Source organism: Octadecabacter algicola (assembly GCF_021532625.1).
GTDB lineage: Bacteria > Pseudomonadota > Alphaproteobacteria > Rhodobacterales > Rhodobacteraceae > Octadecabacter > Octadecabacter algicola.
The window spans coordinates 20139-34890 of the sequence record NZ_JAKGAR010000001.1 but is presented as its reverse complement, the minus strand read 5'-3'; the positions used below and the strand labels follow the sequence as shown (position 1 = coordinate 34890).

Below are 14752 nucleotides of genomic sequence, written 5' to 3'. Positions count from 1 at the left end.
GCTAATCGTCTGTTTGTGGCCAGTCGCAATGACGTTCCAGAACTTTTCGGGCGTCACCGCTCAGGAATTTGGCCTTTTGAAACGCGGCCGGATCAACAGCTCCGGCGTGCTTCTCGAAAAAGGCTCGAACCATATGGCGGAACGCAATCTGGTCGGGTTGCCCAATGTCGCTGGCGTTTACTTCGCGGATGATTTGTACTGCGTTTAATGGCAGCGCAACATTAGATGATGTGGGTTCAAATATCGGCGTGTCGATCTTTAGGTCTACAGATTTGCGTAGAAAATTGTCGACGACATGTCCGTCCTTCTGAAGTGTCTTGAAATCAAGAGCACGGACATTTTCCCGTCCAAAAACGCGGGCCCAATTTCTTGTGAGCTCCCGCCAATTCAGCAAATCCCAATGTTGGGCGACAAACGAACCGATTGAACTGCCTGCGCCATCTTTGACACGCTGAGCATATGCACTGTCCGTAAAAGATCCGATGTCGCGCAAGACCAAAACAACCCGCACGTCGAACCCGTCTAAACGCCGCTGCAACCGTCGGAGATCGCGGACGTCAGTCAAAGCCCACGAAAACAACTCCGAGCTTAGAACCTGAATTGGTGCATCATGGCGGCGCATTTCGCGCATAGCATTTGGCCATGCCTGATCCAGTTCATCCTGCGTGGTATCATGACGAATGTGGCGCCCTCGGTCGCCCAAAAGAGCCTGCACAAGAATATGATGACCCTTGTCACCAAATACGTCCGTCCCAGATTGCACATAGTGCACACCAGCGTTTTGTAGCGCCTCAGGCTCAGTCGCCAACTCATCTTGAATGAGGGTTGTCGCTGTCTTTGGCAGACCAATGTGCAGTAGGATTTGCTTCATTTTGGGCTACTAGTCATTGTCGGATCGATTGAAAACGCGTGGCCATTTGCAGTAGTGGCGCAACATCGTCTTGGTGTCCTCATCGAGGAATTTTGCCTTGCGAAAATCACCAGAACTACCGTGTTCAATAAAAAAGTCACGAATTTGAATGCGGAAACGAGTGGCAATTGGCCGTGGTATATCGCTGGCGTTAATTTCTTTCAGCATTTGCGCCGCATAATAAGGGAGGGCCTCATTCGCTTTATCAGTGTCAAACAATGGTCCATCAAAACTGACATCAAAGGCATCACGAACAAAGTTATCGACCAAGTTGCCCTTCTTGAGTTCGCCAAAATCAAGCGCACGGACATTGTCTTCGCCGAACACATTTGCCCAACGGTTGTACATCTGGAGCCAATGCAAATTTGCCCAGTTGTCTGCTATAAACTCGCCGGGGGTCCCGCCGAAGCCACCCTTGATGCGTTGCGCATAAACGCTGTCGACGAAATCGGCGATGTCTCGCAATACCAGAACAACTCGGACCTCGTAGTCTCCCAGAAGCTCTTTTAGTTTTTGTATGTCTGCAGGAGTGATCACGGCGAATGAGAACAGCTCAGAACTGATCATGATTTGATCGGCAGAACTCGCATTCATTTCCTCAAAGGATTGTGGCCAGATAGCTTCAATTTCTTCCATCGAGGTTTTGACGCGAATGCGCTTGCCGCGCTCACCCAGCAGCCCTTGAACTTGTAGGTGATGGCCACGGTCACCGAAATCTCGCGATCCCGCCTGAAGATAGGCGATGCCCAAGTCCGCTAGCTTATCAGGATGATCACAAAGCGCGTTTTGTATCGTTGTCGTTGCCGTCTTTGGCAGCCCGATGTGCAGGACGATCTTCTTCATTATCTATTACCAAATATAGAACACCTCCGAACGTGTCTGTGACAACATTCAGAGGTGTAAGAATTCTAACCTAAAAGGTGTCTTATTCAGCGCTGACCAGTTTCAGACCCTGCTTGTCCAGACTGCGCAACAAAGCGCGGGCTTGCTTGCGGAATTCTGGGCGGGCTGCTTCCCAAGCGTCCTTATCGAATGCGCCTTGGGATTGGCGGCCGTAAAGTGTTCGGGCAAGTTTGCTGAGGACGAGGCTGTCAAATTCGACGGTTTTGTCGTTTGGCATAATAGGGTAGCTCCTGTGTAGTCGAAAGAATTCAAATGGCACCATTAGCCATCTTTCTAGACAAAATTAACTATAGGAAACCCTACCTTCTAAGTCCAGATCAAACCCCCTATACGAGACCCTGTAAGGCGCCTCTGGGGTGACGTAAAGTAAGGCGATTCCGCTACTTAGTGGGCCCATTTGGATTGACTCCCACGTGCCTCATAGTGAAAAGGGCCTAGCAGAAGATCAAGGTGCGAACAGAAATCAAACATGCGGTTTTGTGCGGATAAGACGACCGGCCCAATGCCTTGTTGGCACGATAGAATAGTTAGAAATAAAAGACCCTGTTTCCTCCACACTTGAGAATAGACGCTTTAGTGAATGGAAACGGATTACGGAGTAAGAAGATGATATTAGTCACTGGCACCACTGGGCTTTTGGGCGCGTCAATTGTCCGGCAACTGGATGCCGCCAATAGGCCTTACGTATCCGCGGCGCATTCAGAAGTTGACCTGACTGATTACGAGCAGACCCTTGAGTTCTTCGAAAAGCATAAGCCAGAGGCGGTCATTCATACGGCTGCCCGTGTCCATGGTTTGATGGGCAATAAGCGCTTTCCTGCTGAAGTTTTTGACGACAACATCTCTATCAACCTGAGCGTTATCAAAGCCGCCCACGCCGTCGGCGCGAAACGGTTCGTCGCGGCGTCAACTGTTGCGGCCTACCCAGGCCACCTCGTGGAAGATATCCGAGAAGAGCAGTACCTCAATGGCCCGCCTCACGCAGGCGAAGCGGCATATGCGGCGTCCAAACGCGCGATGCTTGGCCAACTCGAAGCCTACCAAAGCCAATACGGCATGAGCTATGCTTACGCTATTCTGACGAACCTTTACGGTCCAGGCGACCGTTTCGACGTTGAGAACGGCCACGTTATTCCATCGTTGGTGTGCAAGTTCCTCGCCGCCAAAAATGAAGGCAGCGCAGTACCTGTTTGGGGCCGCGGCCGAGCCCGTCGTGATTTCCTTTATGTAGAAGATGCAGCAGCCGCTCTTGTACACATGGTTGATAATGGTGAAGGCCGTATCAACGTTGCCACTGGCAATACCTTGCCGATCGCGCGGGTCGTTGAAATCCTATCCGAGGTTTCAGGTGTTACTGGAATCAATTGGGAGCACGACAAACCCGAGGGCCAGCTGGATCGAAGTTATGACGTCTCGCGTCTGCGCGACATCGGCTTTACTCATAGCTGGTCTCTTCGGGATGGCTTGAAGGCAACCTATGATTGGTATCAAGAAAACCACGCCAAAGCCCGCCATTGAATTGCCGCCGGGTTTGTGAAATCTCCCTTAGGAAATATCAACGAACCTGACTTGGCGAACAACTAAAATACAAATCTGGAATATGAGATCATGAAAAGAGCATTCATCACAGGGATTACCGGCCAAGACGGCGCGTATCTGTCGAAATTCCTACTTGAAAAAGGGTACGAGGTGCACGGTGGTGTTCGCCGCCCTGCCAGCCCTGAAACCAGCTGTCTCGAAAAGCTTGGTGTGTTGGATGATGTTCACTTGCACCAATTCGATCTGGGCGACAGTTCAAATCTGTTCAAGACGTTTGGCGACAACAATTTCGATGAAGTGTACAACCTCGCTGCTCAAAGCTTTGTTGGCGCATCTTGGGATCAACCTACATATTCCGCAGACGTAAACGGTATCGGTGTTCTGCGCATCCTTGATGCTCTGCGTACGGTTTTGCCAGAAGCGCGTTTTTACCAAGCGTCCACATCAGAAATGTATGGTCGCGTCCAAAGCGTGCCGCAGAACGAAGAAACAGCTTTCTATCCTCGTTCGCCTTATGGTGTCGCCAAAGTTTACGCGCATTACATCACGGTCAACTACCGTGAGAGCTTTGACATGCATGCGTCCAGCGGCATTTTGTTCAACCACGAAAGCCCACTTCGCGGCAAAGAATTCGTGACCCGTAAGATCACCAGTGAACTTGCCCGGATTGCCAAAGGTGGCAGCGAGCCGCTTTTGCTTGGTAACCTTGATGCAGAACGCGACTTTGGTTTTGCAGGGGATTACGTCGAAGGCATGTGGCAAATGCTGCAGCAGGAAACCGCCGACGATTATGTTCTCGCAACAGGTGTCAGCACGACGATCCGCGATTTCGTAACCTACGCAGGGTCTGCCTTGGGCTTGGATCTTGAATGGAGCGGGACCGGCGTTACCGAAAAAGCGGTCGACCGTAAGTCAGGCAATGCAATCGTAAAAGTCAGCGAAGAGTTCTTCCGCCCAGCCGAAGTTGACGCTTTGGTGGGTGACCCATCCAAAGCAAAAGCTACATTCGGATGGAAGCACACCGTTGACGTTAAAACGCTTGCTGAAATGATGGCAAAAGCCGACTTCGACGCCTTGTCTTAATAAACCTTTCCGCCCCATGCTGCGATCGCGCGGTATGGGGCGACTACTCTCGATCCTCGGGGCACCTGTTGTCCTGGCGCTAAGTCGTTTCAAGATCAGATCAACTCCGGAAAATATGTAGCTGAATTGGCTGCCATTCGCTCAATCCGGCGCCTAGGGCTTTCAACCTCTGGGACGTTTAGACAGCGCCTCTACCAGACCTCAAAACCAAAGAAATATCTTTGATCTAGCGCCCAATTCGCGGTGTTAGGATGGCCATTGTGTTACCTACCCGACCGTAATAAGAGTCGCTCGAACTTTTGTGTAATTGAGCGAGATCAAGATGAAAACTGCCTTCATTACCGGCATCACAGGGCAAGACGGTGCATATTTGGCCAAATTCCTTTTGGAAAAAGGGTACAAGGTACACGGGGGCGTTCGTCGAATTTCACAACCGGAAACGACACGTTTGGATCTACTCGGTGTCACAAATCAAGTGGAACTGCATGAGTTCGATTTGGCCGAGCAGAACAACATTTTCCGTGTGATCCGCGATCTCGAAATTGATGAGTTCTACAACTTGGCCGCGCAAAGCTTTGTTGGCGCATCTTGGGAACTCCCGATCTATACCGCTGACGTCGATGCGATGGCCGTAGTCAAAATTCTCGACACGATCCGCTCCCTCAGCCCTCAGACACGCTTCTACCAAGCCTCGACATCTGAAATGTTTGGTCTTGTGCAAGAGGTTCCACAGTCTGAAACCACACGCCTTTACCCACGCTCGCCCTACGGTGTTGCAAAGGTGTACGGCCACTACATCACTATGAATTACCGTGAAAGTTTCGACATGCATGCCTCCTCCGGCATCTTGTTCAATCACGAGAGCCCGCTACGCGGCAAAGAATTCGTAACTCGCAAAATCACACTAGGTCTCGCGGCTTTGGCACGGGGCGGCGACGCTGCGATCGAGCTGGGCAACATGGACGCCAAACGCGACTGGGGTTTTGCTGGCGACTACGTCGAAGGTATGTGGCACATGCTGCAACAAGACGTTCCAGACGACTACGTTTTGGCAACGGGTGTTACGACCACCATCCGTGACTTCTTCACGGCCGCAGGTACTGCACTTGGCATGGACATCGAATGGTCCGGAGAAGGCGAAGACGAAACCGCGACAGACAAGAAGTCCGGCAAGCAGGTCATGAAGGTCAACCCTAAGTTCTACCGCCCTGCCGAAGTTGATCTTCTTATTGGTGACCCTACGAAAGCCCTGACAAAGCTGGGCTGGAAGCCTAAAGTCACGGTGAATGAACTCGCAGAAATGATGGCAAAGTCCGACTACGACGCCCTCGGATAAAGTTCCTCATTTAGAAACGGCGTTTTAACATGTCTTTTGCTTCGTCTTTCCGAGGGTTGCTTGGCAATGCCTTCTATTCATCAAAGCGCGCAGCGAATGCGGCGTCCCGTCTTGCAAAGATGGGCCCGTACAAGGGCTACGTTGATGAAGTTAACGCCGATGGAATGGTGCGCGGTTGGGTGTTCAACAAACGCACCAAACAAGGTCGCGTGCAGGTGGCGCTTTATGCGGGCGACACCCTTGTCGAAGTTGGCTTTGCAAATGGCTTGCGTGAAGACGTCCGTGGCGTAACCGGTGGTGAGGTTGAATGCGGTTTTAGCTTCAAGCTCAACGACGCAACATATGACCTTTTGAAAGCGGCAAAGGGCAGGCTTTCGGTCCGCACCCATGGGGATAAATCCTACGAAATTGGGTCTCTGACCATTGCCGTAGACGCCTCAAACCCGGCTGTTGACCTTTCTGACGCAGAACGTTGCAGCCGCGCTCTGAGCGGCCAGATATCGCAGTTTATAAAGCTTGCAGACGAAACGCCTGAACAAGACGGCCCTCTCCCTAAGATCGTCAAACCGCCGTTCAAGAACCACGGTTTGATGTTCAAAACCGACCCGATCATCCCTGAAATCCCGACAAGTGGTCATCCGGCTTACTTGGATTATGTCCGGTACAGATACCGGATGGATGAAACCTACAAGGTGGAACCTGGGCTTGAGAGCCAAGACCGGTTTTTGTTCTGGTACCTGACCGCGTATCGCGGTGGTGAAAAACGCCGTGTGCCGCTCAGTGCCGAACTCATCGATTACTTGAACGAGCCGATCGTTATGGCCGGTCAAACGTTTTCCGTAAGCCGGGTCATCTGGTGGCGCATCACAGGTCGTCCAGACCTGATGGGCACATTGAACCTCAATGATCGTGACAGCTTTCTGAACACCCTGTTCTGGTGGGCCCATCAGGACTGCCCGCATTTGAATTTCGAAGATTGCTTGATACCGGACCGATACGCTGACTTCCTACGAGGCGTGCACCCATCCCGTCGGCTTGATTCCTACCCTCTGAGCTATTTCTCAGAACGGTATTTCCAAAATACGCCGAGCCTGCATTTCTTACGGCCGGGCACAGCAAGCGGCCGAAAATCCCTCGTTCTAGCGATGATGCTGGCAGCGGTCGAACGGCCGGATCTGCTCCGCTATATCCCGAAGTCTTCGATCAATTCACTGCTTGCTGAAGACAACGACGGCCAGTCAGAATTCGAACGCTTCTTGAATGGCCTGCAGAACGACGACGGTGAATTCACTTCGATGTCTCGTAATCGCTATGCCGCAATCTTGCGCAAACGCGGCTTTGACCTCGACAGCTTTATGTTCATGACCCGAGATCAGGACGGCAACCGCTTCGAAGCGGCTGCCCTTCCATTGCCGGATGATGACCGTGAAACCGTTGATGTTCAGCTGATTGGCCCGCTTGCAAAAGCATCCGGCCTTGGTCAGGCGACACGTCTATCTGCCGCCGTTTTGCGCGAGACAGGTGTCTCTATCAGAGGCGTCGATTTCGACCTCGACAACCCTGCCCCCGTTGGCTTCAGCTCCGATACACTCATCGAGGAATATGGCCCAGCCAAGGTGAACATCATTCACCTGAACGCTGAGAGCACGCCTCTCGCTTATGCCTATCAGCCAGATGTATTCTCGAACTCCTACAATATCGGCTACTTCTTCTGGGAACTCGATAAGCCCGCGTATTGCCACTATCTCGGCATGGAGCTGTTGGACGAAATTTGGGTTTCAACCGAATATGGCGTCGACATCTATAAGGATGACGCGAAAGGGAAACCGGTCGTCAACGTCGGGATGTGTTTTGAAGACAACACAGACATCACGCGCGAAGACAGCCGTGATTTCGTGAACCGCTTGTTCCAGTTCGATGAAGAACACTATGTTTGCTTGGTTGCGTTTGACAGCTTCTCGTTTGTTCAGCGCAAGAACCCAGTCAGCGTTCTGAAGTCATTCCAAAAGGCGTTTGAGGGCGTAAAGAACGCCCGCCTTGTCGTGAAAACCCAAAACCGTGATTCTGTTTTTGACCCTGTTCAGGTTCAGCTTTGGGATCAGGTTGATGCAATCATGTCATCGGACCCACGTATTGTGGTCCTTAACCAGACACTCAGCTACCACGACTTACTGCGTCTCAAATGTGGGTCAGATTGCTACATCTCACTGCACAAATCCGAAGGCTGGGGCTTCGGCATGATCGAAGCCATGAACCTGAAGGTTCCAGTCGTTTGCACTGCGTATTCCGGAAATATGGATTTCTGCTCGGATGAAACGGTTTGGTTGGTCGATTACGAAATATCGCAACTTCGCCATGGCGATTATATTTTTGTGCGCCCCAAATCCGAATGGGCAGAACCATTCATCGAGCACGCCGCGTCGCAGCTCCGTGCAGCCTACGATGATCCAAAGAAACGTATTGGAAAAGCCGAAGCAGCGTACGATTACATTAGTAAAAACTTCTCAAGCAAGGCGATCGGCAAGCGGTACGGTGGCCGTTTGAAAGAAATCCTAGAAGATCTATAAGTCTCGTTAGCACGATCTGGAACGTCCCGACCTGAAAGATGTTTTCTTATGACACATGTGACCGCAGTTTTTTGGCCACTTACAGACATCAGATCGGGGTCTATCCCCGATGAAGCTAAGGTGTTTTTGGCGGAATTGGCGAATGCGACAGAGACTAAAATCAAAGTCGCAACAGCCGAACAGCTGAGCGGTGAAGACCCCATTGAAGGTCAAAAAGTTGTGGTCCATTTGGCATTTTTGCCTGGTGCCATTCTCGCTTTCGAAAAGGCTGTGCGTGACGGCCTTGAAGACACCGTTGATAACTTTGCCCGCTTTGTCAGTGAATACTTCTCGAATTTCCTCGACTTCCGGAAACGTTGGATTGGCGGTTCAGACGTCAAATCCACACCAAAGCTGAACCTGAATGCAATGCGGCTGACACCGGCCAAAACGCTGAATCCTGTACTCAACGCCCTTGCACCAGAAAAGCACGGGACCACTCCTCTGCTCACCACTGACGCGGAACGCTTTTGTGCTCCTTTGCTACCTCTTTTGGACCGTCTCGTTCCCGACACGTTCCGCCATAACAATGAAGATGTAATTACGGGGCTTCGTACCCTCAAACTTCCTCGCCACGTCGTGCAGCAGACCTACCAAAACATCATGGGTCGTGACGCGACGAATGCACAGATCATCCTCTTACAAGGCCTGCCCACGATTGACCGACTGCGCGCATCTCTTGACGCGTCCAAGAAAGACCCAAAACAAGTAGGTCTTTCCGATCGTGACATCCAGACAAGCTATAATATTTTCCTCGGTCGCGCGCCCTCCCCTCAAGAGATGGAGAGAGTGAAGAACACGCACCCTGACATCACAAGCCTTCGTCAGGTTTTCCTAAAGTCGTCCGAATTTTCGGCGCAGTACAAGAATATCGCCGGCGCTCAATCTGCCGCGAACGTCCAGCAGTCTACGCCTGCGACGCCGTTCAAGAACATCACCAAGTTCCAGCCCGCAAAAGAGGATCGCGTTGTATTCCTGCACATTCCCAAATGCGGCGGCACAACTTTACACAACATGCTGTCGTACTGGTTTGGACAGTCGAATGTTCATTCCGAACGGTTGAATGGTCTGTACGGTCACACTGGTGCAAGCCTCGCGTCAGCAATGGTCTTTTCTGGTCATTACGATCACTACGCCACGACGCTCATTCCTGGTCCCAAGAAGATGATCACGTTCCTGCGCGACCCGCTGGATCGACTTGTATCACTGTACAACTTCCACCGCGCGCACTCGCCAAGCATTATCGAGCGTCACAACCTCGTTCTGCCCCGTTGGGCGAACGAGCACGACGTCGACAGCTATTTTGAACACCCGGTCATTCGCAACAGCCCCGCAATCAACAACACCATGGTGCGCTATTTCTCTGACGTTCCTCAGATCGGGCGGTACCACGAAACCGGCGCCGCAAAAGAAATCTCGCTCGACGAGATGTTGGAACAAGCCCTGCGCAATCTGGAAAAATTCGCTTTTGTTGGTTTCATGGACCAATACGAAGCTGACATGAAACGCCTTGCCGCGACATTGGGTTGCGAACCGCCCTCAAAGGTCAAGAAACATCAGGTTCTCGACGACCTGATGGACAGCAGCCCCGATATGCGGAAAATCGCCAAACAAAAACCAACAGCTCAATCGCGTGACGACATGGAAGAGCTCGTTGCATATGATCGTATCTTGTATGCCCATGCACGAGAGCTTCTCAAATGATGAACCGTCGCCACATATTCAGCTGGACGACCTCGCAGCATGAAACATCAGTTGTAGGTTCCAAATGCCCTTAAATCCGAACCAAGTTGCTCTGGCCTACCAACTGATTTTGGACCGTCGCGGGTCCGAAAAAGAAGTCGCCAATCAAGCTAAAAACCACGAAACGCTTTCTTCAGTGAGACGTGCGTTCATGGGGTCTGATGAATTTCGACGTCGGTATGCAGTAATGCTTGCCGAACAAGACGCACAAATCAAACCGGCGCTTATCCACCTTCACCTTCCTAAAACGGCGGGAACCTCTCTGGCCAAGGCGCTGTCTGCGGAACCATCCCTGCAGCCGAACAGGATTGTGCACGATGGCACCTTGGATGAACTAAAGGCTCTGCCACGCCCTGTCAGACGGAACCTCCGGTATATTCGTGGGCACCTTAGTATGGGCGCAGGTGAGGCATATGGCCTGCCCTATCGCTATCTATGTGCGCTGCGTCGCCCGGGCCCGCGGATCTTTAGCTTTTATCAGTTCATCAAACGCACCCGCACACATCCTTCGTATGAGATACTCAACGAACAGGACATGAGCTTTGGCGATTACCTTGATTACAGCACCCGAACGCCGAACCACCGTCTGGAAATAGACAATGGTCAAATGCGCCGTTTGTCCGGCCACTTCAATGCGGCCAGCTTTGGCACCGAAGCCAGCCTCTTACGTTTGGCGCTGCACAACATCACGGCCCCCAATATGATCATGGGCGTCGTAGAGAAGATCGAACTTCTCTTGGAGACGCTCGTCGAGGAAGGGTTCCTCGCGTCCCCGAATATCGGTCGTGCGAATACATCGCCGAACTCAGACAAATACGACTCCGCGATCTCTTCGCTGAGCACACAACAACGAGAAATATTTGAACGCTATATCGTCTGGGACAACATCCTTTACGATACATGTGAAGCGCTCATTGCACCGCAGACAATTTGAAAGGCCTAACTCAATGATTACACCGATTTTACTGTGCGGCGGTTCCGGAACTCGGCTCTGGCCACTTTCCCGCAAGAGCTTTCCAAAACAATTCGCTGATATGATTGGTGATGAAAGCCTGTTCCAAGCTTCGGCCAAACGTTTTGCCGGACCTGAGTTCACGGACCCTATCATCATCACAGGAAACGACTTTCGGTTTATTGTAACCGAACAGCTCGACGAAGTCGGAATGAACGCAACCGACATCATGATTGAACCTGAGGGTCGTAATACAGCCCCCGCCGCGATCGCCGCTGCGTTGCAAATGGCCAAGACCGACCCAAACGCCATGATGCTTCTCGTGCCGTCCGATCATGCTGTCGCAGACCCGCAGGCTTTCCGTACGGCCGTCGAAAAAGGCAGCGTCGCAGCGGCAGAGGGCCAGATCGTGACCTTCGGTATCGCGCCAACACGCGCTGAGACCGGCTATGGCTGGCTTGAAGCTGGTGATGAAACGCACCCAAAGGTCCACCAACTGACACGTTTCATCGAAAAGCCCAACGAAGAGCGGGCTAAAGAGCTGTTTGAAAACAAGATCAACCTTTGGAATGCCGGTGTGTTCCTTGCAAAAGCAGACACACTGATCGAGGCGTTCCGCGAACATGCGCCCGAAATTTTAGCGTCCGTCGAGGCCGCGCTCAATGCGGGTACAAACGACCTAAGCTTCATTCGCATCGATCCTGATCTTTGGGCTAGCGTCCCCGAAGATTCCGTTGATTACGCAGTCATGGAAAAAGCCGACAACATGAGCGTCGTCCGTTTCGATGGCCAGTGGTCCGATCTAGGAAGCTGGGAATCCGTCTGGCAGGAATCGCCAAAGGATGAAAACGGCAACGCGTTTTCCGAAAACACGACAGCATTTGATTGCGAAAACACGTTGCTGCGCTCGGAAACTGACGAAATTGAACTGGTCGCAATCGGCATGAAAGACACCGTCGCGGTTGCCATGCGCGATGCGGTGATGGTTGCAAACCTGTCCGACAGTCAGCACGTCAAAAAGGCTGTAAAAGTCCTGAAAGACCGCGGAGCGAAGCAGGCTCAGCACTTCCCTGTGGATCACCGCCCATGGGGTTGGTTCGAAACACTGGTACTTGCTGATCGCTTTCAGGTTAAACGCATTCACGTCCACCCTGGTGCGTCACTCAGCCTTCAAAGCCACCACCACCGCTCCGAGCACTGGATCGTGGTCGCAGGAACCGCAAAGGTCACGGTTGATGACACCGTTACCCTGCTGACTGAAAACCAATCTGTCTACATTCCACTTGGTGCCGTTCACCGCATGGAAAACCCCGGTAAGGTCCCAATGGTCCTGATCGAGGTGCAAACTGGTGCGTATTTGGGTGAAGACGACATCATCCGCTACGAAGACATCTATTCCCGCGGCCAAGGCGCTAAGGGCTAAATCGGTAGGGGCGTCTCGCAGCAGACGCCCCTACCAAATGAAACGAGAGTGTTGATGAAGCGGGCCATTTTTCACATTGGTGCCCCAAAGACAGGCACAACATCTTTGCAAAACGTCATGTCTTGGCGGCACAAAGATCTTGCTCGTTTCGGCATTGTTTACCCGCAACCAGAATTAACGCCGCTCAATCCGCAGTTTTATAGATCCCCCCTGACTCTTGATAAGAACGGGACAGAGGTCAAATTTGACAGGAACATAGCAGGACATGGCACTCTGTTTCTGCCATATTGTGACCCATCCAGCTATCCACCCAAACATGATCGAGCTGAAGCGAAAAACGTTTGGGACCAAATTCTCACTGACTTTCGAACAAGCGACATGCGGGCGATCGTGATTTCAGCTGAAACCCCATTCTTTGAAAATCACAGTATGGATCTAGCAGCCATTGCGGGATTATTCAGTGGCCTAGATTTAACCCTTACCGTCGGCTTGCGTCACCCGATTGACCTTTTGCAAGGGTTGTTCGCTACAGATGTCGCCAACATCGTCCGGGCCTCGTGTCTTGCAAGAGATTACCCCGTGATCCAAAGCTACCGAAATAGCGGCTATGCTGAACAAATCTCCAGAATTGCTCAGGGCTTAGGCATTACTGACGTTCGTCCATTCTATGCCGAAGACCTGTTATGGAAAGGCCCACGCTCCATGCTAGGTGGGTTCTTGGAACATGTCGGGCTCGACGTTGACATCGAACAGGATTTTCATTCCCGGCCTACCCCCCCACCGGAAGAAGTTCTCTTCCTTCGAGACCTCAACAGTCACGACATTGAGCACGAGGCTTTTGGAGAGATTTCAAAAGCAATTGCTAACAACCCGACTAAACGCACTTATGGAAAAACAGGCTCTAAACCGTGTTTTTTCCCCAAGCCAATGCAAGCACTGTTAGATCAAAGGTACCGGATCGACATGGATGAAATTGCACAGAATTGGGGCCTCGCTCCGCAAAACATACCCCCTTTTGAGCCACGTCGCGCTGTATTGAACATTTCAGACGAGACTCGGCAAACGATTGCAGCCCGCTTAATGCCCAACCTTTCTGATCGGACGTCAAACGCGCTACACACCGCATTGAAATCTATTTCAGCAAACTAGAACCAACGACCGCGCGAATGGACCTTAACTTCGCAGGTGTCGGCGCTTGTGAAATTGGTCATGCCGCTCAAGCGGTATAACCAGAAGACAGCAGATGTTGCATTGTTGCTGCCAAGCATAACAGAACCCACTTCATCCGGCCCCGGCGTCGCATTGACGTTGAGATCCGCCAGGTCAACAATTCCGGTAACATTGGCTTCACTCGCAAATGGAACGGGATACGTCCAAGTCCCAGAAAGCCGCACCGCACCCGAGTAGCCAAGCGTTAAGGTCGCCGTGCAAATTTGGCTGCCATCGGCAAAGCGCACATAGTCGCCGTTGGCATTCGAACCCGACTCAATGATCGCGCCGGTCGGTACACCACCGGACTCGGAAACCGTGCCAACAACAGTGCTTTTGACATAGCCGTCCCCGTTCCGGATCAAGCGCCCGCCCAAGGTGTCCGTTGGGCCCTGTGTAACCGCCGCACCACTGGCCAGACCATCCGCCCCATCAAACCGCAGTGCCTCGGTCCATATAGAACCATCATCTGACACCTTGATTGAAAACTCATCGTTACCGGCAAGGCCCATTTCCGCTCGCCCTGACCAATTGCTTTGATAAAGCAAGCTGCCCGTATCCCCACTGCTTGCTTTGTTCACTTTCAACTGATGCCCGCCCCCGTCATGAGACAACAAGGTTGCGTCAGCAGCAACCGACAGACGATTCACAACATCAGCTGTGGTGTTGATACCGAACGTCTCACTGGCCCCTTGGCCTTCGGCCGTCATCCAAGCACCAGACGTCATCACAACCTCAAGACCTTCCGCAATAACCCACGCGCGCCAACCTTCTTTTGCCGTCAGGAAAATCCAGCCCGTGCCGTTCCACAACGCGATCTTGTTGTCCTGCCCCATCCACACACCCGTGGCGAGTTCGGGTACAACGAAACACGTCCCGGCATCGACCGTGCCCGAAGGTTCGGACAGAATTCTGCTTTCAACAGACAGCTGCACCACGGCATCAATAATCTGCAAAGCCTCGTTATGCGTGACGTGTTTTTGGGCCTGCGCCGGCGCCAAATATGGAAGTTCTAGATTGGCCGAAACATCCGACATATGATGGGTTC

12 protein-coding genes are annotated in these 14752 nt (G+C 52.1%); 8 read left to right on the top strand and 4 right to left on the bottom strand.

Annotated features, from left to right (window positions below):
• Window position 1 precedes the first annotated feature (1 nt).
• The 3 genes from L0666_RS00125 to L0666_RS00115 form a co-directional block, all read right to left on the bottom strand.
• Window positions 2-871: a hypothetical protein gene (locus L0666_RS00125; protein ID WP_235256894.1), complete on the bottom strand. Its 870-nt coding sequence runs from the start codon at window positions 869-871 to the stop codon at window positions 2-4.
• A gap of 9 nt (window positions 872-880) precedes the next feature.
• Window positions 881-1753, bottom strand: a complete 873-nt coding sequence (locus L0666_RS00120; protein ID WP_235256892.1) for a hypothetical protein — start codon at window positions 1751-1753, stop codon at window positions 881-883.
• An 82-nt stretch (window positions 1754-1835) separates the two neighbouring features.
• The gene (locus L0666_RS00115; RefSeq protein WP_216037690.1) at window positions 1836-2030 is read right to left on the bottom strand and encodes a hypothetical protein; all 195 of its coding nucleotides are present in this window, start codon (window positions 2028-2030) and stop codon (window positions 1836-1838) included.
• A 389-nt stretch (window positions 2031-2419) separates the two neighbouring features.
• Between L0666_RS00115 and L0666_RS00110 the strand changes: the two genes are divergently transcribed.
• The 8 genes from L0666_RS00110 to L0666_RS00075 all read left to right on the top strand — a co-directional run bounded on the left by L0666_RS00110 (window position 2420) and on the right by L0666_RS00075 (window position 13644).
• Entirely contained in the window at window positions 2420-3331 is a 912-nt protein-coding gene (locus L0666_RS00110) for an NAD-dependent epimerase/dehydratase family protein (RefSeq protein WP_235256890.1), read from the top strand.
• Between the two features lie 90 nt (window positions 3332-3421).
• A complete protein-coding gene (gene gmd, locus L0666_RS00105; protein WP_235256888.1) occupies window positions 3422-4435 on the top strand; it encodes a GDP-mannose 4,6-dehydratase in 1014 nt (337 codons plus the stop codon).
• 322 nt (window positions 4436-4757) lie between these two features.
• Window positions 4758-5771: a GDP-mannose 4,6-dehydratase gene (gene gmd, locus L0666_RS00100; RefSeq protein WP_235256886.1), complete on the top strand. Its 1014-nt coding sequence runs from the start codon at window positions 4758-4760 to the stop codon at window positions 5769-5771.
• 29 nt (window positions 5772-5800) lie between these two features.
• Window positions 5801-8338: a glycosyltransferase gene (locus L0666_RS00095; protein ID WP_235256884.1), complete on the top strand. Its 2538-nt coding sequence runs from the start codon at window positions 5801-5803 to the stop codon at window positions 8336-8338.
• A gap of 48 nt (window positions 8339-8386) precedes the next feature.
• A complete protein-coding gene (locus tag L0666_RS00090; RefSeq protein ID WP_235256882.1) occupies window positions 8387-10081 on the top strand; it encodes a sulfotransferase family 2 domain-containing protein in 1695 nt (564 codons plus the stop codon).
• A 64-nt stretch (window positions 10082-10145) separates the two neighbouring features.
• The gene (locus tag L0666_RS00085; RefSeq protein WP_235256880.1) at window positions 10146-11054 is read left to right on the top strand and encodes a hypothetical protein; all 909 of its coding nucleotides are present in this window, start codon (window positions 10146-10148) and stop codon (window positions 11052-11054) included.
• A gap of 13 nt (window positions 11055-11067) precedes the next feature.
• Window positions 11068-12495, top strand: a complete 1428-nt coding sequence (locus L0666_RS00080) for a mannose-1-phosphate guanylyltransferase/mannose-6-phosphate isomerase (protein WP_235256878.1) — start codon at window positions 11068-11070, stop codon at window positions 12493-12495.
• A gap of 105 nt (window positions 12496-12600) precedes the next feature.
• Entirely contained in the window at window positions 12601-13644 is a 1044-nt protein-coding gene (locus tag L0666_RS00075; protein ID WP_235256876.1) for an enolase-like domain-containing protein, read from the top strand.
• Here the strand turns inward: L0666_RS00075 and L0666_RS00070 are convergent.
• Window positions 13641-14741 carry a DUF2793 domain-containing protein gene (locus tag L0666_RS00070; RefSeq protein WP_235256874.1) on the bottom strand — a complete coding sequence of 367 codons (1101 nt, stop codon included), beginning with the start codon at window positions 14739-14741 and terminating at the stop codon, window positions 13641-13643. The genes L0666_RS00075 and L0666_RS00070 overlap by 4 nt on opposite strands.
• Between the last annotated feature and the right edge of the window lie 11 nt (window positions 14742-14752).

Excerpts from the sequence above, each read along its gene's own strand:
- L0666_RS00125 (WP_235256894.1), bottom strand. The coding sequence starts at position 871 with ATGAAGCAAATCCTACTGCACATTGGTCTGCCAAAGACAGCGACAACC.
- L0666_RS00120 (WP_235256892.1), bottom strand. The coding sequence starts at position 1,753 with ATGAAGAAGATCGTCCTGCACATCGGGCTGCCAAAGACGGCAACGACA.
- L0666_RS00115 (WP_216037690.1), bottom strand. The coding sequence starts at position 2,030 with ATGCCAAACGACAAAACCGTCGAATTTGACAGCCTCGTCCTCAGCAAA.
- L0666_RS00110 (WP_235256890.1), top strand. The coding sequence starts at position 2,420 with ATGATATTAGTCACTGGCACCACTGGGCTTTTGGGCGCGTCAATTGTC.
- gmd (WP_235256888.1), top strand. The coding sequence starts at position 3,422 with ATGAAAAGAGCATTCATCACAGGGATTACCGGCCAAGACGGCGCGTAT.
- gmd (WP_235256886.1), top strand. The coding sequence starts at position 4,758 with ATGAAAACTGCCTTCATTACCGGCATCACAGGGCAAGACGGTGCATAT.
- L0666_RS00095 (WP_235256884.1), top strand. The coding sequence starts at position 5,801 with ATGTCTTTTGCTTCGTCTTTCCGAGGGTTGCTTGGCAATGCCTTCTAT.
- L0666_RS00090 (WP_235256882.1), top strand. The coding sequence starts at position 8,387 with ATGACACATGTGACCGCAGTTTTTTGGCCACTTACAGACATCAGATCG.
- L0666_RS00085 (WP_235256880.1), top strand. The coding sequence starts at position 10,146 with ATGCCCTTAAATCCGAACCAAGTTGCTCTGGCCTACCAACTGATTTTG.
- L0666_RS00080 (WP_235256878.1), top strand. The coding sequence starts at position 11,068 with ATGATTACACCGATTTTACTGTGCGGCGGTTCCGGAACTCGGCTCTGG.
- L0666_RS00070 (WP_235256874.1), bottom strand. The coding sequence starts at position 14,741 with ATGTCGGATGTTTCGGCCAATCTAGAACTTCCATATTTGGCGCCGGCG.